The sequence below is a fragment of the Paenibacillus sp. genome, from assembly GCF_048976745.1.
Lineage (GTDB): Bacteria > Bacillota > Bacilli > Paenibacillales > Paenibacillaceae > Paenibacillus.
Genome location: NZ_JBHGUU010000006.1, coordinates 1555652 through 1576831, shown reverse-complemented (window position 1 = coordinate 1576831; position 21180 = coordinate 1555652). Strand labels below are relative to the sequence as shown.

Annotated in this window: 20 protein-coding genes; 19 read left to right on the top strand and 1 reads right to left on the bottom strand. The window is 44.8% G+C overall.

Annotation, left to right across the window (positions count from 1 at the left end; all coding sequences use genetic code 11):
* The first annotated feature begins 62 nt into the window (after positions 1-62).
* The 17 genes from ACE3K2_RS13575 to ACE3K2_RS13495 all read left to right on the top strand — a co-directional run bounded on the left by ACE3K2_RS13575 (position 63) and on the right by ACE3K2_RS13495 (position 18285).
* Positions 63-1553, top strand: coding sequence for a class I adenylate-forming enzyme family protein (locus tag ACE3K2_RS13575; RefSeq protein WP_421890768.1), 1491 nt, complete (start codon positions 63-65; stop codon positions 1551-1553).
* Between the two features lie 5 nt (positions 1554-1558).
* On the top strand, positions 1559-2827 hold the full coding sequence (locus ACE3K2_RS13570) for a hypothetical protein (protein ID WP_421890765.1): 1269 nt from the start codon (positions 1559-1561) through the stop codon (positions 2825-2827).
* Positions 2808-3050: a phosphopantetheine-binding protein gene (locus tag ACE3K2_RS13565; RefSeq protein WP_421890762.1), complete on the top strand. Its 243-nt coding sequence runs from the start codon at positions 2808-2810 to the stop codon at positions 3048-3050. Before ACE3K2_RS13570 ends, ACE3K2_RS13565 begins: the two co-directional genes overlap by 20 nt.
* Before the next feature lie 29 nt (positions 3051-3079).
* On the top strand, positions 3080-3841 hold the full coding sequence (locus tag ACE3K2_RS13560) for a P-loop NTPase (RefSeq protein ID WP_421890759.1): 762 nt from the start codon (positions 3080-3082) through the stop codon (positions 3839-3841).
* Positions 3842-3872: 31 nt separating this feature from the next.
* Entirely contained in the window at positions 3873-4952 is a 1080-nt protein-coding gene (locus ACE3K2_RS13555; protein WP_421890756.1) for a phosphotransferase enzyme family protein, read from the top strand.
* A 155-nt stretch (positions 4953-5107) separates the two neighbouring features.
* The gene (locus ACE3K2_RS13550; RefSeq protein WP_421890753.1) at positions 5108-6241 is read left to right on the top strand and encodes an amino acid--tRNA ligase-related protein; all 1134 of its coding nucleotides are present in this window, start codon (positions 5108-5110) and stop codon (positions 6239-6241) included.
* Between the two features lie 15 nt (positions 6242-6256).
* Complete coding sequence (locus ACE3K2_RS13545) at positions 6257-7474, top strand: phenylacetate--CoA ligase family protein (protein WP_421890750.1); 1218 nt, start codon at positions 6257-6259, stop codon at positions 7472-7474.
* 44 nt (positions 7475-7518) lie between these two features.
* A complete protein-coding gene (locus ACE3K2_RS13540; RefSeq protein WP_036672821.1) occupies positions 7519-7767 on the top strand; it encodes a phosphopantetheine-binding protein in 249 nt (82 codons plus the stop codon).
* 13 nt (positions 7768-7780) lie between these two features.
* On the top strand, positions 7781-8512 hold the full coding sequence (locus ACE3K2_RS13535; RefSeq protein ID WP_421890747.1) for an SDR family oxidoreductase: 732 nt from the start codon (positions 7781-7783) through the stop codon (positions 8510-8512).
* A 28-nt stretch (positions 8513-8540) separates the two neighbouring features.
* Positions 8541-10007 (top strand): class I adenylate-forming enzyme family protein, encoded by a 1467-nt coding sequence (locus tag ACE3K2_RS13530; protein WP_421890744.1) that lies wholly within the window; start codon positions 8541-8543, stop codon positions 10005-10007.
* Between the two features lie 52 nt (positions 10008-10059).
* Positions 10060-10923 carry a hypothetical protein gene (locus tag ACE3K2_RS13525; RefSeq protein ID WP_421890741.1) on the top strand — a complete coding sequence of 288 codons (864 nt, stop codon included), beginning with the start codon at positions 10060-10062 and terminating at the stop codon, positions 10921-10923.
* Positions 10913-11425, top strand: a complete 513-nt coding sequence (locus tag ACE3K2_RS13520) for an NUDIX hydrolase (RefSeq protein WP_421890737.1) — start codon at positions 10913-10915, stop codon at positions 11423-11425. Before ACE3K2_RS13525 ends, ACE3K2_RS13520 begins: the two co-directional genes overlap by 11 nt.
* A complete protein-coding gene (locus tag ACE3K2_RS13515; RefSeq protein ID WP_421890734.1) occupies positions 11422-12255 on the top strand; it encodes a class I SAM-dependent methyltransferase in 834 nt (277 codons plus the stop codon). The genes ACE3K2_RS13520 and ACE3K2_RS13515 overlap by 4 nt, the downstream gene beginning before the upstream one ends.
* 31 nt (positions 12256-12286) lie before the next feature.
* Positions 12287-13441 carry a nucleotidyltransferase domain-containing protein gene (locus ACE3K2_RS13510; protein WP_421890731.1) on the top strand — a complete coding sequence of 385 codons (1155 nt, stop codon included), beginning with the start codon at positions 12287-12289 and terminating at the stop codon, positions 13439-13441.
* Between the two features lie 42 nt (positions 13442-13483).
* The gene (locus tag ACE3K2_RS13505) at positions 13484-14683 is read left to right on the top strand and encodes an acyl-CoA dehydrogenase family protein (protein WP_421890729.1); all 1200 of its coding nucleotides are present in this window, start codon (positions 13484-13486) and stop codon (positions 14681-14683) included.
* Between the two features lie 27 nt (positions 14684-14710).
* The gene (locus ACE3K2_RS13500) at positions 14711-16492 is read left to right on the top strand and encodes an ABC transporter ATP-binding protein (RefSeq protein WP_421890727.1); all 1782 of its coding nucleotides are present in this window, start codon (positions 14711-14713) and stop codon (positions 16490-16492) included.
* Positions 16493-16494: 2 nt separating this feature from the next.
* Entirely contained in the window at positions 16495-18285 is a 1791-nt protein-coding gene (locus ACE3K2_RS13495) for an ABC transporter ATP-binding protein (protein ID WP_421890724.1), read from the top strand.
* Here the strand turns inward: ACE3K2_RS13495 and ACE3K2_RS13490 are convergent.
* A complete protein-coding gene (locus ACE3K2_RS13490; protein WP_421890722.1) occupies positions 18271-19332 on the bottom strand; it encodes a hypothetical protein in 1062 nt (353 codons plus the stop codon). The genes ACE3K2_RS13495 and ACE3K2_RS13490 overlap by 15 nt on opposite strands.
* Before the next feature lie 443 nt (positions 19333-19775).
* Between ACE3K2_RS13490 and ACE3K2_RS13485 the strand changes: the two genes are divergently transcribed.
* Entirely contained in the window at positions 19776-20750 is a 975-nt protein-coding gene (locus ACE3K2_RS13485) for a hypothetical protein (protein ID WP_421890720.1), read from the top strand.
* Between the two features lie 93 nt (positions 20751-20843).
* On the top strand, positions 20844-21149 hold the full coding sequence (locus ACE3K2_RS13480) for a hypothetical protein (RefSeq protein ID WP_421890717.1): 306 nt from the start codon (positions 20844-20846) through the stop codon (positions 21147-21149).
* Positions 21150-21180: the final 31 nt, after the last annotated feature.

Here is a 21180-nt window from a genome sequence, read left to right as displayed (position 1 = left end):
TAATTGTATCACAGAAATCGTGAAAAAATAAACACTGCGAATTCATGGAATGAGGGTCTGAATTGAAACGATTATGTGAGTTGTTAGATCAGTCAGAACAACGATATCCGCATAAAGCAGCTTTGATCACAGACGAAGGCCATTTTACTTATAGTCAACTAAGTCAGGAGAGGGATCGTATATCCCTTTATCTGCAATCCTGTGGTGTAAAAACAGGCGAGCGAATCATACTGCTTTTGCCTCATGGCAAATTTATCGTCTCATCCATTTTTGCTGCCTCCAGGCTTGGAGCAACATATATTCTACTGCATGAGAGTACAACGAGATATCAATTGGACTACATTGTTAAAGATTCGCAAGCTTCCTATCTGCTAACGACCGATGCTTTTGTTGAAAAGTTGGCGATGTCCTCGTATATGGGGATTAAGGTCATATCAGAAAGTGACGTGACCGCACATGCAATGGAGCAAAGCAGATTAGATGACCCGAAGTACGAAGATGGCACTGGTAATGAAGTTGCCTGTTTGCTGTATACATCGGGAAGTACAGGCCGGCCCAAGGCCGTGGTATCACACCACTCCAACATGCTTTTTGTACTGGAAAGCATTCAGTCTTGCCTGAATATAGAAACAGATGACGTAATCGGCAATTTTCTTCCTTTGTCTTTTGATTACGGGATGTATCAGGTTTTTCTGGCTTTTAATCAAGGTGCAACGATAGCCTTGGGTCAGCGATCTGATGTGGGTCCGGCGCTCATCCCAAAAATTAGGGAATGGAGTATTACCGGGTTACCGATTGTACCCAGCATGGGAGAAGCACTGATCAAACTTATGCGCAGACAGATGACACAATTACCGGAGATTCGTTTCATTACCAATACAGGGGCTGCACTTCCCCAAACTTATGTAAACGAATTCAATACATTTTTTCCGAATGCTCGGCTACATCTGATGTACGGACTAACGGAGTGTAAACGTGTGTCCATCCTCCAGCCGGAATTTCTCGCTGATAAACCGGGTTCTGTCGGAACATCTCTTCCGGGTACAAATTGCACGGTGATCGATGAGAGAGGGTTGCAATTGCCACCATATAAGGTAGGCGAATTAGTTGTGCATGGTCCACATGTCATGATGGGTTACTGGAATGATCCGCAGCGAACACAGCACGTTTTTCGAAATATGGATTCTCCTGAACGGAGCTTGCATACGGGGGACTACTTCTGGATGGACGATGAAGGTTTCTTGTATTTCTACGCTCGTAAGGATGATATGTACAAGCAGAACGGCTTCCGTATAAGTCCTACGGAGATCGAACTGGCAGCAGTCGACATCGATGGCGTCGCACAAGCCGCGTTGGTACTGACTGGAGACGCTGCTGTGCCTATTCTTGCAGTAAGTTCCACACGGACTGCGGAAAGCATCCTCGACGAATTACGAATGCGGCTGGAAGATTATAAGATGCCAACACAAATCTATGTCACAGACCAGTTACCTTTAACCTCGAACGGTAAAATTGATAAAAACAAGCTGAAAACAGACCTGGGAAAGGAGTGAAGCGTTTGAACTATGGAGAATTGCGGTCGAAATACGGCAGTCCGTTATATATATACGACTTGAATATTCTTCGCCAATCCTGCAACAGGTTGAAAGACGCATTACCCGAGCCTTCCATGTTGTATTACTCTCTGAAGGCCAATCCTCACCCTGCAATCGTTAAGCAGTTGTTAGATATGGGGTGCAGGGCTGAAGTTTCATCACTGGGTGAGCTGAATTCCGTGTTAGAAGCCGGAGGACTTCCCCGGGATGTACTGTACACTGGTCCTGGGAAGAGCAAATCGGAATTGAAGGTGGCTGTTGCACAGGGAGTACAATTCTTCTCGGCAGAATCAATGAAGGAGCTGGAAAGATTGAGATCGGTAGTGCCCTCTGGTACACCTCCAATTCAAGTCATTATGCGAATTAATCCCGATCAGGGCTTGGCTGATGCTGGACTGGCCATGACGGGCACACCCTCTCAGTTTGGAACGGATGAGCAGAAGCTGTTGCGAGAGCTGAAGGAAGTGCAGGAATGCGACGAAATTCGTATTGCCGGTTTTCATATTTTTAATGGCAGCAATACAGCAAATGCAGAGAGACTTGCGGAATCTTTTCTCTCTTCCATCCAGGTGATTGCGAGAATATCCAAGGAGACCGGAATACCACTCCAATTCGTGGATTTAGGAGGTGGATTTGGACATCCTTATGCTGTGTCAGGCACCTCCCCGGATTTTAGTGGAATCAAGGTCCAACTGGAGACTGCACTCGATGAGCATATGCCGGGATGGAGAACGGGAGAGCCTGCTATAGCCTATGAGTCCGGACGATATCTTTCGGCCGCATGTGGTGTTCTGGTTAGCTCCGTTACGGATATCAAGGAAAGCAAGGGCAGCCATTTTATCGTTCTGGACAGCGGCATTCACCATCTGGGCGGGATGGCGGGGCTTGGACGCATACCACGTGTCCAGTATGACATCATGCCCGTCACAGAGAAGAGCGACCCTTATCCGGAGTCGACCCACGTTGTAGGACCGCTGTGCACGCCCCTTGATTTTTTTAACAAAAAAGCAATCATGCCTTCCTTACAATTGGAAGAGCAGGTCTACGTTCCGAATGTTGGGGCTTATGGGATCACGGCCAGTTTATTGGGATTTCTGAGCAGGGACATTCCCGTTGAAATAGTGGTGGATGAGGGAAACGTGAAGCATGTATCACAGCTTGCTCTGACACGAAGAACGCATCTGAATGAAATGTATGAAGGGAGGACTATTCATGAGCATCGAACAAATTGAACATGAAGTCGCTGCGCTGGTAAAGCAGAAAATTCATCGTGATCTGGAGATGACGGACGATCTGAAAAGTGCAGGTCTCGATTCTATGAAAGCGATTGATTTGCTTCTGGAACTGGAAGAGAAGTTTGAAATGACTATTCCCGACGAGTACATGATTAATGATACGTTTGCTTCCATGAGCAACATTGTGAACATGATCCATACGTTGCAGCAAAATGCGTAGCTTTTCTATTAGGGGCGAGGGAGGATGCCATGGACGTACTTTTCATTTATAGCGGAAAGGGCGGAGTCGGAAAATCCACTTTCGCCGTAAATTTAGCATATTCATTACCAGGGTTAAGAGTAGGACTGTTTGATGCAGATTTTGAAGGGCCAAGTATACCTACCATGGTGTCCGGAGTTGAAGAAGAGCCGATGGTAGCAGAAGGACTGGGAATCCACCCGGGAACCTACGCAGGGATTTGCATCTCATCCTCTGGACTGATTGAAAACAACGGCCTCAGCAGATCTCTTTCAGGCAAATATTTGGAAGGCGCGCTGGATCAGTTACTGATAAAAGCCCGTTGGGATGTAGATCTATTAATTGTCGATATGCCTCCAGGGACTTCCGAGATTCACCATCAATTGCTTCGTCTGTTGCAAGGACGCTGTCTTCTGATTACAACGCCTCAGACAGTAAGCTTTGCAGATACTCAGAAAGGAATCGACTTGATACGACGGATGGAGGTGCCGTTGCTTGGTATCGTCGAAAATATGTCTCAGTTCCAATGCGAATGCTGCGGGCATTCCACTGCGATTTTTTCGGGGGATACCCATGGCATGCTGGCTGTTCCGAACGGTCTGCAAGTGCTCGACACGTTTCCTATAATACCTGAAATTAGCGCGAAGGGGAACGAAGGCATTCCATTTGTACTTGCAAATCCAGAACATCCTGTTAGTACACGAATGGCCGGACTTGGACGACAATTGGTTATTTTGCTCACACAAAAGTTCAACACATGGAGTGTTCATTAAGGGTCTACTTTGGTCAAAGGGGAGGATGCTGTTGCTAAAACCGTTAGAACTCAGCAGAGGACTTATCCCGGAGGATGTGCTATCGCAAGCGTTAGAGCAGTACGGCATCATGGAATACACAACGTACCCTTATCTCAATATGAATGGTACTGTCGTTCCGATAAACCGGGTTTCGGAGACGTCCAGAAAAGCCCTCGTTGAAGATCGGGAGGGAAACCTCTACTTTTTGAAAGAAATCCCTTGGTATATCCGATCCATTGAGCACGCCGTGAGCATAATTCAGCTCCAGCATGAACTGGCTCTGAAAGCGGTTCGGGTCCCTGCCGTTCAGTTAACTAGATCCAAGGAACTGATTGTACATGCAGGTAATCAAAGTACATTGTACCTTCAATCGTATATACCAAACGGTTCGATGTATAATGCCCAGCCTCAACAGATACGTGCTGCCGGGGCGGTATTGGGTGAATTTCGGACAAAGGCTGCGTCGGTATATGCATCTCAAGGCCTGAAGTTGCCTGAGCAATCTCCGTATGCTTCCACAAAGGATGTACTTGTACTTTTGCTTAAAAAGTACATGCAGAAACGCAATGAAATGAGTAAAGAGGAGCAGAAGGATGTGCAGCATTTTGTCCAGGTTTGCAAGAAACTGGTTGACGAGTGGTCTGTTCAGCACACTGACAGAGCAGAAGCGGTGACATCGATTGCGCACGGAGACTTGAATCCGATGAATTTCATTTTCTCATCCGATGGCTCGGTATCGGCGCTGATTGATTTTGACAATGCATGCTTCACCGATTCTCTTGTGGATCTGGCTGAAGGATTACTTACTTTTTCCGGCATCACCTACCGAACCGGCAGCTCGCGTTTTGAAGCCGTTCATGAATTGGAACCTCAGCCGTTCCAGCAATTTTTTGAAGGCTATCAAGAACATCATTCCCTGCTGGCCGAAGAGATCGCGGTACTACCTCTGTTAATGGGCACAACGTGCATCAGGCTGGCAAGTCTTGGTCTCATTCGTGGGGATTGGCCTGTTTCCTCGGCGAGTATGCACATCGATAACATTCGGAATGTCATGAAGACCTCGCAAGTGTATTTGAGTGAAAATTACTGAACGCACAAGGGATGGGAGGTTTGGCAACACCTGTTGAATCTTGTACTGGGTCACACCCCGCAAGGTAAGCAGAAGGAATAAACGACAAAATTATATTGCCGGCCAGGTTTGATTGATTAACCCCAAATAATATCCATATGAGGAGAGATGATCTTATGTTAGGACCTTATTACACGAAGAAAGACAAGAAGTTGGGATATCGCGGGAACAACATATATGATGCATTGGACAATGTACTTGCAGGGCAATACACGCTGGCAGAAGCTGAGAATCGGGTCACGAGCTTCAGCGAACAGAAGTATTGGGGCGCTATCGCCAGAATTAATCATCAGATCAATATGTCAAGCAATCTGTTTTTCGGAGAAATGAAAGCCCTGTTCACACTGCTGCCTTTGACGACTCGAATGATTTCTTCCCCGGGTGCCGTATATGGTCGCGAGGCGATCAGTTATACAACCGATGTATGCCCTATTTCTTTGGAGTGGTTTGACCTGCCGAACAAGGCATTTTTATCAGAGTCCTCACAAATTTATCTGGAATTGTCGGTGCTCCAGCACCAGGTAGATCATGTATATTCCGTGTATAACTCATTCCGCAAGGAAAATGTGGATGCATCCCATCTGTCCGAGTTTCACCATATCGAATATGAAGGCGCGGTGGATCAAGCAGCCAACAAGGAGATAATCCGTCAATTGTTGTTTAGAGTCATTCAGGATTTGCTCAAACATAATGAAGCGGATCTGAGTGTTTTCCTTTCCCAGGATCGTCTGAATCAGCTTGACGAAGTCAGTCGCAGTCAAAAAATCACTGAATTAACCTTTGAAGAAGCTTTAGCTGCACTTTACGAAGATACAAAAGATGAAATCTACAACAAATTCACACTTGAACATTTCGGTTCATGGGAAGAAGTCCGACTCACCGAGATTTATGGCGGATTCTTGGCCATTAGTGAGTTTCCTCTGCTTGAGGTACCGTTCTACCACGCCGAAATGAAGGGGCGGGACAGACGCGTTGCAAACAACACGGATTATATCTGGCCGGGATATCGGGAAACGATCGGTAGCGGTCAGCGTGTGGGTACCCTTGACCAATTGAAAGAAAAAGCGGAAGTGTTTAACCTTCCTGAGGAAGATTACGCATGTTATCTCCAGTCCAGAACGCTTGACAACTACAGGGAAACATCGGGCTTTGGCGTCGGATGGGAGCGATTGATCCATGGTTTGCTGGAGATGCCATATATATGGAGTGCCGTTCAGTTCCCGAGAACCAATGTGACTTTGAAACCATAAGGTGGGAAACCATTGATGATAACCAAGTGGGATCATTTTCAGGACAAGCTACTAGGTTTAATCGAACACGCAACAGCAAATTCTTCATTCTACACACAAAGGTTACAAGGCGTTACCGATGCCGGTTGGAGCCAAGCCAGTTTTGAGCAGATACCCATATTGGAGAAATCTGAACTGACCGGCAGAGAAGAATCGCTGCTTACGGACGCCGAGGCCAAACTCTATGTCGAATATACCAGTGGTTCCACGGGACAACCGCTCAAATGTTATAAATCAGTTGAAGAAAAATGGAAAAAAGCGCGCCTCTTATGGGGACTTCGAAACAGGAATGGAGGTGTTGGACCTAAAGATCCTTATGCAATGTTCTATGCCTTCAATGAAGATGATCTGTCAACCGATCCCATATCCATTTACCATGAGGTCATGTATCTGTCCATGCTTGATCTGTCCCCGGAACGACTGGACGACTATTATGAAGCTTTGCTGAAGTATCGTCCACAGTGGATGCTGTCCGTATCTACCGCACTCTATCTATTCGCGAACCATCTGCTGGAGCGAAAGCTGGATCGGAGCAAACTTCCGTTTAAATATATCGAAATTAACGGAGAGATGTTATTTGACTATCAGCGCAAGGCGATCGAAGAGGCCTTCGGTCCCATTGTTTATAACCACTATGGTTCCCGCGAATTTTGGTGTATTGGCATGAGCTGCAAAAGCGGTAATCTGCACTTGTCTAGCGATCAATTGTATGTGGAAATTGTGAATTCGGATAAAGATGGCTATGGAAACGTTGTGATTACCGACTTGACCAATCGAATCTGGCCATTGATCCGTTATGACACGGGAGATATTGGCAGGCTGTCTGAACAGAAATGTGACTGCGGATCGCGATATCCCGTCATCGAAGTGACCGGTGGGCGAGCAACCCAATATATTCGATCAGGTGATTGGATCGCCAATCCGATTCTGTTTCATTATGCGGTAACCAAGGTCAACCGGAATTTCCCGGATGCCGTTCGACAATTCCGTGTAATGCAAGTGCAGGAAAAGCAATTTATATTTTACCTTGTACCTGGCAAGGGATTTCAGGAAGCAGCCGAGTTCCTATTGCAGCAAGAACTTCTGCACAAACTGCCTGACGATGTTAACTTGACGATTGTTCATCAGGAAAGACTGAGTATGGATGGTCCCAAGTTCGATTATTTTATTCCTTATCGCCAGGGGAATACATGATATAAGCTGTATTTCCAAATCATTCTATATCTGAGGGTGAGCGTATGTCGCATTATGAAACGGTGTGCAGGCTCGTAAAAGAAGAGCTTGAGGATCGGATTGAAGAAAATTATGTTTTTTCGGGAAAAGAGAATCTGGTTTCTGATCTGCAATTGGACTCCATTATGATTCTTCAGTTGATCATCAAGATCGAGGATGAGTTTCAAATTACGATTGAGGATGACGAACTTACACCGCAACTATTTGAGAATGTTGAAGTGTTAACGGCCTTCGTTGATACCAAGACAGCGTAAAGGATGAATATTCGTGCACATTTCTCTTCAAGGACTTCGATTGCTTCTTGTTGGGGGTTCGGGAACGCTTGGAGGGTGTCTTCTTGAAAAAATGCTGCAAGAAGGGGCGATTGTCGCTGCCACCTATAACCAAACCCCTATTCATATTCATGAAAATCCTTCGGATATACAAAATCGTCTGCATGTCGGTCATCTGGATGTCACGAAAACAGAACTTTTGGATGAATCATTACAACTACTGATGGATCGACTGGAATGGGTGGATGGGCTGATATATAATGCCGGAATTATCAACGATGCCTCTTTTGATGAGATGAGTTATGCTCAATGGCGCGATGTTATGCAGGTAAATCTGGATGGCGCATTTCTCGTCTCTCAGAAGGTCAGCCAGCTGATGAAGGCACGAGGCAGGGGGAAAATCATTCACGTGTCCTCTTACCGCGGTATTGTAGGAAGCTCACAGCAAAGCAATTATGCAGCTTCCAAGGCCGGACTTAATGCTCTGACCAAATCAATGGCACGTGAGTTGGGTTCATTCGGCATTGCTGTTAATGCAATCTGTCCGGGATTTATGCGAACCAATCTGAACCGGCATCATGCCGGAAAATATCAAAAGGCTCTCGATGAGAGTCTTTTGTCCCGCATTTCCACACCGGAGGAGACAGCGAATTTTATTCTCTATCTGTTGTCCGAACACGTGGCCAATGTCAGCGGGCAAATCTTTCAAATGGACAGCAGAGGTTAGACGAGATGTACGCAAAGGAGGCGAGTGGATGAAGGATATGGAGCTCCGGTGTATCGGTGAAATACTGTTACATCAGGCAGAGCGGAGTACGGATCGGATTGCTGTAACATTCGGCGAGGAGAAATGGACGTATAAGCAGCTTTTGTCCACAACCGCGGCCTTGCAGTTAAAGATCGAGGATCGTGTTAGGGAAGGCGAAGTGGTGGTGATCTGCCTGCCCAACTCTCCTGCCTATATCCATGCTTACTTTGCTGTTACTTTACTGGGAGCGGTAATCATGCCGCTTTATTCCGGCAGTTCCGAGGCAGAAATCAGGCTGGCGTACCGTACGGTAGACGCTGCTCTCTGTATCACTACTCACCAGATGAAATCCAAGCTAAGTAATCAGAACTTGTCAGTCCTGAGCCTGGAAGATTGGCAGGCACCATCTGTGGACACGAAACCCATTTACAAACCTCGTCTTGCAGACGAAGTTGCCTTAATGCTGCAAACGTCGGGAACGACAGGGAATCCCAAAATTGTGCAGCACACTCACCATAACCTGATTACCAATGTGAAGGCTCATTGCGAATCTCTGTCACTGACGGAGAAAGATAAAGTGCTGATCACGCTGCCTATGCCTTTCGGCTATTGCAATACCTCCCAGTTCTTGAGCCACTTGTACCTGGGCGGAGAATTGGTCATTATGACAGGTCTGTTTCTACCCAGTTCATTTATGAGAACGATGCAAGAGCAAGACATTACCGTTGTTACTGCAGTACCGACAATGCTGCAAGCGTTGAGCCTGCTGAAATCCGATTATAAATCGCTTCCCGATCTGCGTTATATCTGCTTTGGGGGAGGACAAGTTACGCCTAACATACTGGAATCCATTCGCAAGAAACTGCCATCTCATGTGAAAATGGTGCAAACGTACGGCCAAACGGAGGCCGGTCCGCGGATTACAACCAGGATCATTCCGGAAGTATACGAACCATCTAATGTAGGACAAGCCATACGCGGGGTTGAAATCTCCATCAGGGATGAAGAAGGGAATGGCTTAGGTGTTCATGAACCAGGTGATATATGGGTTCACAGTCCCAGCATCATGAAGGGATATTATCTCAATACAACAGAGACGGATAGAGTTCTGCAAAACGGATGGCTTCGTACAGGAGATCGCGGTTACTTGGACGAACAAAATAATCTGTGGATACTGGGAAGAACCAAACTGTTGATCAAAACAGGAGGTAAACAAGTGCATCCGGAGGAAATCGAGCGACTGATCATGGAACACTTTCCGCTGGAGCAAGCCATCGTCAAAGGAGAGGCCGACCCCTGGCTCGGCGAAGCACTGGTGGCTTACATCATTCCTCGCAAATCGGATACACCTGTTGAAGCTAAGGACATTTTGCGTTTGTGCCGTTCCAAGTTATCCGCCTACAAGGTGCCTAAAAGGGTGGAAATTGTGCAAACCCTTCCGAGAACCGCTACCGGAAAGGTCCGAAGAGATTAAGGAAGGAGGAACTCTTCTGTATATTTATTGTTACGGTCCCTTTCATGTACAGGTGGATTTTGCATCTCGTCTTCATGCGCTTGAGGAACGTACCAGACAATGGTACTCACACGTTTTAATAGATGATCAGCCGGAACAGATTGATCATCACTGCAGGATTGAAGCTTGGGATACAAGTCCTTGGATTAACAACCCGGAACTAGACGAAGTAATCTGGACCCTAGACCGGGTGAATATCCGTTCAAGTCTTCAGTTCAATTATAATATCGACTGGGATTCGGGTTGGAACAGCAGATTGCATTTCGTTCAGCGGACGGGGTATGACGAATATGAAGATCGGTCGTGGGAATTTTCTCAACGGATTTCTCTTTTTCCCAAATTGATGGACATGAACGCATTTCTCTTGCATTCGGTGTGCGTTGTAGGCGAAGACGGAAAAGCAATTATTTTTCTGGGAGCAAGCGGAGCCGGTAAATCGACGATTGCCCAGAAAGCAATGGATGCAGGGTACTCCGTCATTACCGATGACACGGCGTTATTGATGTTTGTTGAGGATGAATTGATGGTACATGCCACTCCGTATATCTCCCGATCCGGTCTTATTGGACGGCATGGATGCTGGACGGTTGGCGCGTTTGTTCTGCTGGGTAAGGATGCTGTTAATAATGTCATGCCGGCCAGCAGACAACCGTTTGTACAATCCCTGCAGGAACGAATTTTTGAGACACAGTATCTCACTCATATCTTTTCATTCTCCAGCGGTGGACTGGGCGGCGACATCGCCAAACGATTGCTGGGGTACACACGTAAAATTACGAGGCAGTACAAGGCTTATCATCTCCAATTCAATCTTCAGTTGAAGCTGGATGACGTGATGGGCGAATTCCTGTCCGGGGAGGGGCAACATGTACGTTAACGTACGCGCTATGATCGAAAGAGTGGTGAACGGTGAGCTTCAACTGTATTTACAGATTCGGGACAAGCCCAATCAACCTAAAGCGTGGGAACTGCCCGGAGGGCAACTCGAAGAGTACGAGTCCATGATCGATGGACTGAAACGGGAGGTCAGAGAAGAAACAGGTCTTGAATTGACTCGCATTGCAGGTAAGGATACGTATCTGCAGGTAAGAACAAACACAGGTTTACTGGAGGGTATTCAACCTTTTGCTGTCTACCAGACACTGGAAGGACCCATCGATTCGATGGGCGTATATTTTCGCTGCGAAGCTGAAGGCATAGCCTTGCAGTCCGGCGATCAGGCTCGTGACGGACGTTGGGTAGCTGTCAAAGAATTAAAGCAAATGGCAGAACAGAATTTGGAAGCCTTCAGCTGGATTGATTCCGTGGGTATCCAGTTGTATCTGCAATCGGAAAATGATAAACCAGTTCAACAATTGGAGAAGGGGGATTTAAGATGAGCAAAACAACACACGACACCATTGCGTATTTCAAAAATAAAGCGGACAAATACGACTTGGTAGAGGAACAGGCATATTGGCAGCTCTCCGACCAGCTGTTATGGAAAGTTTTCAAAAAAGAGGTCCTGGACCGATTACCTGCCGGGTTCACGTTTTTTGATGCGGGTGGAGGGACTGGCCGCTGGTCGCTTAAAGTCCTTCAAGAATATCCGGAGAGCACCGGATATACGTATGATCTGTCGGAAGACATGCTGAGACAAGCGATGGCCAAACGCGAAGCGAATGATCTTCAGGACAGATGGACGATCAGGCAAGGTGACCTTCATGCTATTGAAGGCGTACAGCCTGCATCCGTGGATGTCTGCTTTAACTTTCATAACGTATTGGGATTTGTGGAAGAGCCGCTTAAAATGCTGCATGAAGTCGTAAAGTTGCTTAAGCCCAAGGGATACTTGGTATCGTTTACACCTAATCTGTACCATGCCCTGTACTTTAATATTTCCCTGGGCAGAATTGAAGAGGCAAGGAAGTTAACGGGCGGCAAGGGGCGCTTCACGCTCGAAATGCCCGATATTTATATGTTTACTCCCAAACAGCTTCAAGAATATTACCTTGAATGCGGGTTGAAGGTATTAAATCTCAAAGGTTTTCCTGCCTTCATTTATCCTGGATTTCTGGAGACGCAGATTGAGGGTAACACCCAAACTTTGAGCGAGATTTTGTCCGATCCGGTTGTGTTCGAGAGCATTTTGGAGATTGAATCCCAGTATCTTGACGTAGAAGAACTTGTATCGCGTGGAAACAATATTTTTATTGTCGGGCAGAAATAATTCTCTTGCAAGGCGAAAGGAGCTGTTTGCCATGTCATCAGATTCTACCCTAACCGATGAAGAAAGATTGGTTTTATTGTGTTCAAAGCCTGCTCTTCGCAATGTGGAGGTTGAAGATTTTCGTCAGTTAATGACTGCTCACATGGACTGGAGCCGAGTATTCGGCATGCTGCACACCCATGGTGTGATGGGAACCGCATGGCAAAATATCGAGCGTTACTTTTTGGAGGAAGGCACGGAGAAGGCGGTCTACGGCAAATTCGTTAGTTCGGTCAAGCAAATGTATCATATGCAAAAAATGCGAGGCGAACAACAGTGCAGATTTACCCTTGATATTTGCCATGAGCTGGACAAGCGGAGCATTCAATACAGTTTGCTGAAAGGTATCGTACTTTCCCAAGTAGCCTATGGGGATCTGGGAAGCCGGGATTTCAAAGATAATGATATGCTCATACATTCAAGTCAGATTGATGAAGCGATAGCGATTATGAAGGAAATGGGATATGTCCAGGGGATGATTAACTATAAAACGAATTCGGTTACCCCGTTGCCTCGCAGAGAAATCATGATCCGATCGATGGTGTCCCATGAAGTCATTCCTTTGATCAAATATATAGAAAATAGTCCGTTTCTCGAATATCATGCGCTTGATTTGCAATTTTCGCTTGATCTCATGACCAGCCGTCGAACAGATACGGCAGTGCAGCAGATGTTGGAGAGAAGCCAGCTTATTGATGTCGCAGGGCATCCTGTTCGCACCTTGGAATGGGAAGATCTGCTGTTATTCATGCTTATCCATCTTACCCGCGAAGCAACAAGTGAACTGGATGTTATGGCGTACAAGGATATCCTGCTCTACAAATTCATGGACATTCACCGTTTCCTGAATAGCCCTCAAGTGAATGTGGATTGGGATAAGGTTCTGCAGCGGGCTCAGGATTTGAATTTTCAAAAGGAAGTATTCTATGCCCTGCATTATACGCAGACCCTGTATGGCGAGGCCGGACCGGATGGATTCTTGGACAAGCTGAATATTAAAGATCGGGAATTCCTCCATCAGGTGTATCCGTACAACAGTGAAGATATTGCTATCCGTTGGCAGAATTCCTTGGAGGAACGATTATTCGACACGAATCGACCGTCCAAACTCCAGAAGAGCAATCCGATCGTTCCAGGGAAAAGATGAAGCATTTCTGACCAAATCCATTTAAGTGAAAGGGATTTTGATATGGATTATTCGTATGAAGTGTCCGAAGTCACCGACACCGACACATTGTCAGAGGTAAGAATGGCGGCAAAACGCTTTGCTGAAAGAGCCGGTGAACATGACCGAGATGGGTCCTTTCCAAAAGAAAATATAGCTGACTTGAAGTCTGCAAGTCTGATGTCAGCATCAATTCCTAGCCTGTCAGGCGGGGAACGGCCTTCGCTCCGTTCCTTGTCCTCTATGGCAGAACTTTTGGCAAGCGGGTGTTTATCCACGGGAATGATATGGGCCATGCACATCCAGCAGGTGGAGGTATTGATCCGTCAAGACCAGAATGATGTTTCAGATCATCTTCTGTCCAGGCTACGGGAGGAACAGCCCTTAATCGCCTCAGTCACAACTGAAAAGGGAAAAGGGGGGCACTTGCTCTCGTCCCAAAGTCCGATGGTTACCAATGGAAGCTCACTCTATATTGACCGAGAAGCTCCAGTTGTAACCGGCGGTGAGCATGCCGACTGGTTTCTTATCACAATGAAACCTTCTGATCAAAGTCCCGACAGTGATGTCCAACTGGTTTTTGCCGAACGCCATCAACTGGAGCTGGAGAGTGTCTCCGATTGGCAGGCCATGGGGATGAGAGGGACCGGCAGTGTAAGCATGCACATTCGTGGCTCAATTGGAGAAGAGCAGATGATTGATGCAGCGACAGGCTTCAAACAGTTGGCTGTACAGACGATGATTCCCATGGGACATATTTTATGGTCTGCCTGTTGGCTTGGAGCCGCTAAGGGAGTATACGAAGGGTTAATACAACTCATTCGTAATCCGCAAAATCGTTCCCGCTTCAATTTGCATTCTGATTTGCTCTATGCAAGGCTTGCCAGGGTTCGACTGCAGTTGGACACGGTCAACATATATCTGAACGATATGATCAGACAGTACGAAGAGCATTCCAATCAGGGGAATATGAAGCTGCTTGAAGCGCCGCGGTTTAATATTCACATCAATAATCTTAAAATTTTGGCATCAGAGACTCTTTTTCAGGCAACGGATCAAATGATGGACATTGCAGGACTATCCTACGGTTATACCGCCAATGATTGGCTGCCCCTGGAAAGGGCTTTTCGGGATTTGCGTTCTGCAAGTCTGATGTATCACAATGATCGGCTGTTGCTGGCGAATGGAAAGCTGAATTTAATAGATCACAGGTTGCTGCCTTGATAGGGGCGCAAAGTATGAGGGTGACATATGAAGGATAATGTCTCAACAGCAATACACGCTAAGCAATCGGTACCTCAGCAAGACTCACTATTTCAAACTTATCGATGGGTCCTGTCATATGTGCAAAAATACTATGGCATGTTTTGGCTGCTGGTGTGTTGTGGTATTGGAGTCACATGCATTCAGGTTTCCATTCCCAAGGGCGTTCAGTATTTCATCGATATCATCGTTCCATCCGCTGATGTGATCCGATTCCGGTGGCTCATTATTCTGTTGGTTGCCGGCATGTTTCTGATGTTTGGTCTGATGGCATGGCAAAATCTGTTGCAGAGGTCCATTCAGGAGAAAGCGGCAAGAGATTTGCAATACGATATTTTTAGTCATATGAGGAAGCTGGGGTATTCTTATTTCCAACAACGTCCTGTTGGCGAAAGCTTGTCGTTCATGAATACAGAAGTGAGTATCCTGCAGGACTTCTATCGGTTTCTTCTTCCGCATACGATCCAAAACATTGTAGTCTCTATTGTATCCATCACAGTGATGTGTGCCATTAGCATTCCATTAACACTGATCATGGTGCCGTGCCTGCTTCTCTATTACCTGGTTGGACCATCCATCGAAAGAAAGGCTACCATCTTGGCCAAACAGAATACGGAACAGCGCATAGCCTATAATCAAAAGGTATACGAGAGTGTGTCAGCGCTGACCGAAATGCGTGCCCACGGAGCCGAGGACTGGGATTGGAAACGGTTCAAGGGACACTTGCAGCCTTTTCTGGATGGACGGGTTCGCATGTTATGGATGGCTTTCTGGAGGGGCACGATACGCCGATTATCCTATTACGTTGGTGGAGTGGCAGTCATCCTGTACGGGATTCACTTGGTCAAGGAACAGGCGTTGAGCGTAGGAGAGATGTCGGCGTATTTGCTTTACTATTTTCAGGTTATGCAAACGGTAACCCTGGTCATTACGGTTATTACGGAACAAAAAGTTCTGATGCATCAAGCTTCCAGAATCCATCGCTTCATGCAAACAGAACCCGAGGTTGACGAAGTGGCCACACCTATCTCGTTAAAGGAAATCAGCGGAGAGATTCGGTTCGACCATGTCACATATCGGTACAACAATGGTCCGGAAGTGCTCTCGGATTTTAATTTGATGATTAAGGCGGGTCAACGAGTGGCCATCGTAGGTCCAAGTGGGCACGGAAAATCTACCCTGCTTCAGCTTCTGGTTCGTTTTTACGATCCGCAGCAGGGCGAAATACTTTTGGACAGTGTACCCATACAAAAACTTTCATTTGCACAATTGCGAGAAAGTATAGGATATGTGTCCCAGGAAACGTATCTTTTTGGCGATACCATTCGCAATAACATTCTTTTTGGTCATCCGGACGCGACAGAAGAAGACATGATCCAGGCGGCCAAGGCCGCATATGCACATGATTTCATCTCGGCTCAGCCGGATGGATATGACACGCTGCTCGGGGAAAGAGGCGTTAACTTGTCCGGAGGTCAGAAGCAGCGTATATCCATTGCACGTATGTTTATCAAGAAACCTTCCATTTTATTGCTTGATGAGGCAACGTCCGCGCTGGATACAGCGAGTGAACAAGAAGTACAGCAAGCACTGGAACGTCTCCTGTTAGGAAGGACAACCATTGCGGTTGCTCATCGGTTATCTACCATCAAGGATTACGATGTAATTGTTGTGCTTGAACATGGGCAAATCCGGGAAATGGGAAGCCATGAGGAATTGATGAGAAGACAGGGCGTTTACTATCAGCTGAATTCGGGAGAGGAGGGGTGAGCTTGTCGCTGAAAAAGCATATTCATTTTCTGAAAAAATATATCCTGTCACGTCCATCATTACTGCTCATCTCCGTCATTCTGATGTCCCTGGAATCTTTGTCTTTCCTGAGTATTATTGGTCTCCAGCAGCGCCTCATTGACGATATTTTATTACAAGGCCAATATGAGCTTGTGCCAGAGATTGTCTGTCTTTTTGTGCTGGCTTTCCTTTTATATGCTGTGCTTTTTACCTATGCTCCGCACATGATGCATCGAAATCAGTCTGTTATCCAGTCTCAGATGGCTGAAGACTTTATGTCCTATGTATACAGAATCCCAATACGTCAATTGCAAAAAGAACGCATAGCCACATATGTGCATTACATTACCCAGGATTTGGACAAGGTTGCCGATATGATCGGAAATCAGATTCCTCGCGGTATTCAGCAGCTATTTGTTGTTCTGTTTGTAGCCGTCATGATTGGGATGGTCAGTCCAGTCATGCTGATTGCCTGTTTTATACTGGGTGTGGCATACGTGAGTCTTGGCAGAGTTTTCGCAGTTAAACTAAAGAAGGCAGCCGGTCATGTTCAGAAGGCAAAATCCGGTGTGCTCGTTCATATTGAGCAAGGGATCTCGTCCACCCGAGAAGTGCTGGCTTATCACAGACTGGACTGGGAAAAAGAGAGATATGACAAGCTGTACAACACGTATTATGAGAAAGTGATGCATGAAGGTAAACAAATGAATCTCAAAATGATCACTAGCGAACCTCTGAACTGGGGGGTAAGAGTGCTCATTCTTGGATATGGAGGTTGGCTGGTCCTACAAGGGGAATTATCTATCGGCATGTTCGTTGTCCTGTTCCAGCTAGGATTCCAGTTTATCCAATACTTACAGGATCTGTTCAATTCATTCATGGACTGGTCCGCAGGCGGCGCCAGCGTGGAAAGACTGCTCAACGTGATGGAAGGGGAGCAAATGGATGAAGGCAACACCCCTGTACCTTTGCCGTTGCAAAGTTTATCTTTTAACCATGTTGACTTTAGCTATGAGCCAGGGCGAAATGTTATATTGAATAATCTGACCTTCGACATTCCTATGGGACTTAAAATCGCCATTGTTGGTACCAGCGGTTCCGGAAAATCAACCATTGCCCAGCTCCTCATCCGTTATTTCGATCCGGATGCAGGTCGTATACTGGTGAATGGTAAGCCGCTCAACCAATTGTACCGTTCAGACTGGACCGAGCGTATAGGCATTGTATTTCAGGAACCTTATTTTTTTCCGGATACCATTCAAAACAATCTGTTAATGGGAACAGAAGAGGAGCAGTCTGCGAACTTGATGAGATCAGCTTGCGAGGCCGCACAAATCGATGAATATATCCTGAGTCTGCCGGAGGGATACGATACTTTTATTGGTGATCGGGGAATCACCTTGTCTGGAGGCCAGCGTCAGCGTCTCGCCATCGCCAGAGCCTTGATTCAGAACAGAGACATTCTGATATTGGATGAAGCGACTTCTGCGCTGGACGTGACGACAGAAAGGCGTCTGCAGCAAGCCGTTGACCGTTACCGTGAAGGAAAAACAACCATCGTTATTGCTCATCGTCTATCAACGATTCAAAATGCTGATTTGATTTTTGTCATGCACAAAGGCGAGATGGTTGAATCAGGAACGCATGATCAACTGTTGAATCGAGAGGGGTTATACCGGGAAATGGTCAGTCTTCAGGACTTAAATGGAGAAGGACAGCAATCGGACCTTCTCCAGCGTTTGAGCCAAAGCGGACCGTCAGCTTTGGCTTAATATCGGTTTGCTGCTACGAACACCCTGTCTGTTGAAATCATTTAATAACAGCTCAAGTGTTTCTTTCTCCAAGTGATACAGAGCACCTAATCTGGCCATCAAGCTGATGATATTATCCTCACGTTGGGTCATGCCGTATTTCAAAAACTGGTTGAGAATAATCGTTGTTTCTTGTTCAACTTGAATATAGTTATCTTTGAACTTTGCGGGAAAAACATAGTGGCCTTCCTGTTCTATATATTTAATTTTGAGGTTCATAAATTTTTTGTGTTCTTTAAGGGTATACAACAACCGTGTATCAATGGTTCGCTGCTTGGAAAGCATCATCTCAAAAAACATGATAAGTTTATTATAGATATCCAGACCGAAGGTGCGATCCACATAAAGCGTTGGCGTATAAAAGCTCTTGAAGCTTTCCGTTTCATTACGAGAGGTATAATAGTTTTCCATACATTCGGCAAAGTAGGAGAGGGAAAATTCATAAATTTTGCCGTTGTGGTACTCCGGGTTAATCTTTAACAGATGTGTGAAGTTAAGATAATCATCATAGATATCACAATGCTCGAACGCCGTCTTCAGATCATCATAAGAGACGGTTGTACGAGAATAAATCCGATGCTTGAAGAATCCAGCAAGCTGAAACTCCCGTGTGGTGTCATCATATCCATAGATCATAACGGCATGTACGAACCGATACTTGCGATACGAAGGCGTATCAGGAATATAATATTCATCCACATGGGTCCATATGTAGTGCCCGGAGTCGATCTGATCCTTAATAAATGAGATAAAATCGGGAATTGACCCCAGGATAAGATCACGGTGCAGTCGCTGTGAGTCTTTGAACCAGGGATTAAAGTGATGTTCCGGTGTCTGTACGTAGAAGTCCAGGAAAATCTCATCATTTTTCCAATCGGATAGAAACAGATTCGTATAATTGGAGTAAATCCAAGGCTGGCACTCCTTATGGTCAGAAATAATGGAAAGATAAAAGGCATGTTGAGGATAGTTTGAAATGAGAGGATCACAAAGAGGCAATGTTTTCATCAGTGGTGCTCCCTTCACTAATAAATTTTTTACTCATCTATCTTGATTATGGGAGAGTAATACTTGTTTATTTGTATTTTAGTATATTTTTGTTAAAAATTCAAATATTTAAAATAATCACAGGTGATTCATGCTTGTTAAAATAGCACTTTTCCATTAGATTTCTACGTTCTAACATAAACAAATGAGTTCAGCCTTTAAATTATTGCATATGTACATTATTTTGAAATTAAAGGATTATTAAATGGAGGATGAATAAACTTGTTCGTACAAAGTGCCTATTTCCCCTTTTGTTAAACATGGAGTAGAATAGGATCTCTCATTGAAAATGGAATTTCTGACTTTCAGACTGAAAGAAATCCGGTATTTATTTTAGGAATAGATAATCTCGGCTTAAAATAATGCTGAAAGTTTAACAACAAAGTCTAGGGAGAGACGTTATTATGGTGAAAATGGAATTACCCATTCAAGATACTATTATCAACACATTTAATGTATATGGTAGTATTTCATCCATTTTATCTAACAATAAAAAGTGCTTACCCTGGTTTTACAATAATTTCATTCAAATTCGCTATGTGTATGATTGGGATACATTTTTTTTTGATAACCATCATTTATTAATGGATAATTGTCCTTGGTTAAATCATCATGTAGTTCCTCGTTTCGTTATAGAGAGTAAGTGGGATTCGATAGTAGATTTCATAGTGGATTCATTAAAATTAGGTCATTATGTTTACTTGTATGTTGATCGATACTTCATATCTGCTTCTACAGCCTATCTAAAATGGTCTCATTTACATGAGATTTTTATTTATGGGTTCGACTGGGAGAGTAAGAAGTTCTTGATCGCTGACAATTTATCGGATGGGAAATATGTACAGACGGAGTGTACATTTGAAGAAGTTGCACAAGGATATAACGCGATGAAAGGAAACAATCATTTTTTTCTGAACATTCACTTACTAAGTAAGAAAGAGGAGGAGGAATATACTTTAAATCTTCCCCAAATTATAATGTCGATTGAAAATTATCTCAATTCAGTTATTACACTGGATGTTTCATTCAAAGAAAAAACGCTATTTGGTCAAAATGCAATATTATTTTCAGTAGATAAAATGATAGAGGACGAAACCAAACGATTAGACAAAAGAGCTTTTCATTTATTTTTGGAACACAAGAAACTAATGTTGAGCCGAATTAATTACTTAATTCATGAAAATAGACTAAAGTATGAACATGTTTCCGAAAGTTATAAAAACATAGTGAGAAGATTCGAAATTATTCAAAACATGACTTTAAAATATAACAAAACAAAAGACCAGAATTCTTTATCTAGGATCAGAAATCAGATATCAGATGGCTTGAATGAAGAAAAGCTTGTTTTGGATGAAATGATAAAGCTAATATCCAAGTGAAAACTCCGATTTTATAAGGCTAGATTAGAGTCACGCATCTGAGAAAAATCGAGTTTAGCAGAGTAGACTTTTTATATGAGAGGGGCATTACATATGTATTTTGTTATTTTTTTGCTCATAGGGCTTGTATTATGTTATTTGTTCCCATTTGGTCCAATGGTGGCCGGGGGCATTATTTTTGCGCTTGTTGTAGACCATTATCGCCAGACGATGCGTATGCGTGAAGATATCCGGGACATCAAGAATCATATGGGGCTAATGAACAAAAGCGAGGCGCAAGAGTACGAGATGGATAAAGAGTACACGCAAGTCGATCGTTTGGATTCAGAACAAATGGACATGATTAATCGAAGAATTGAAGCGGAACTGGAAAAAGAGAGTAATAAAAATAAACCTTGAATACATGTAAAATAATTCTTGTTTTGTTCAC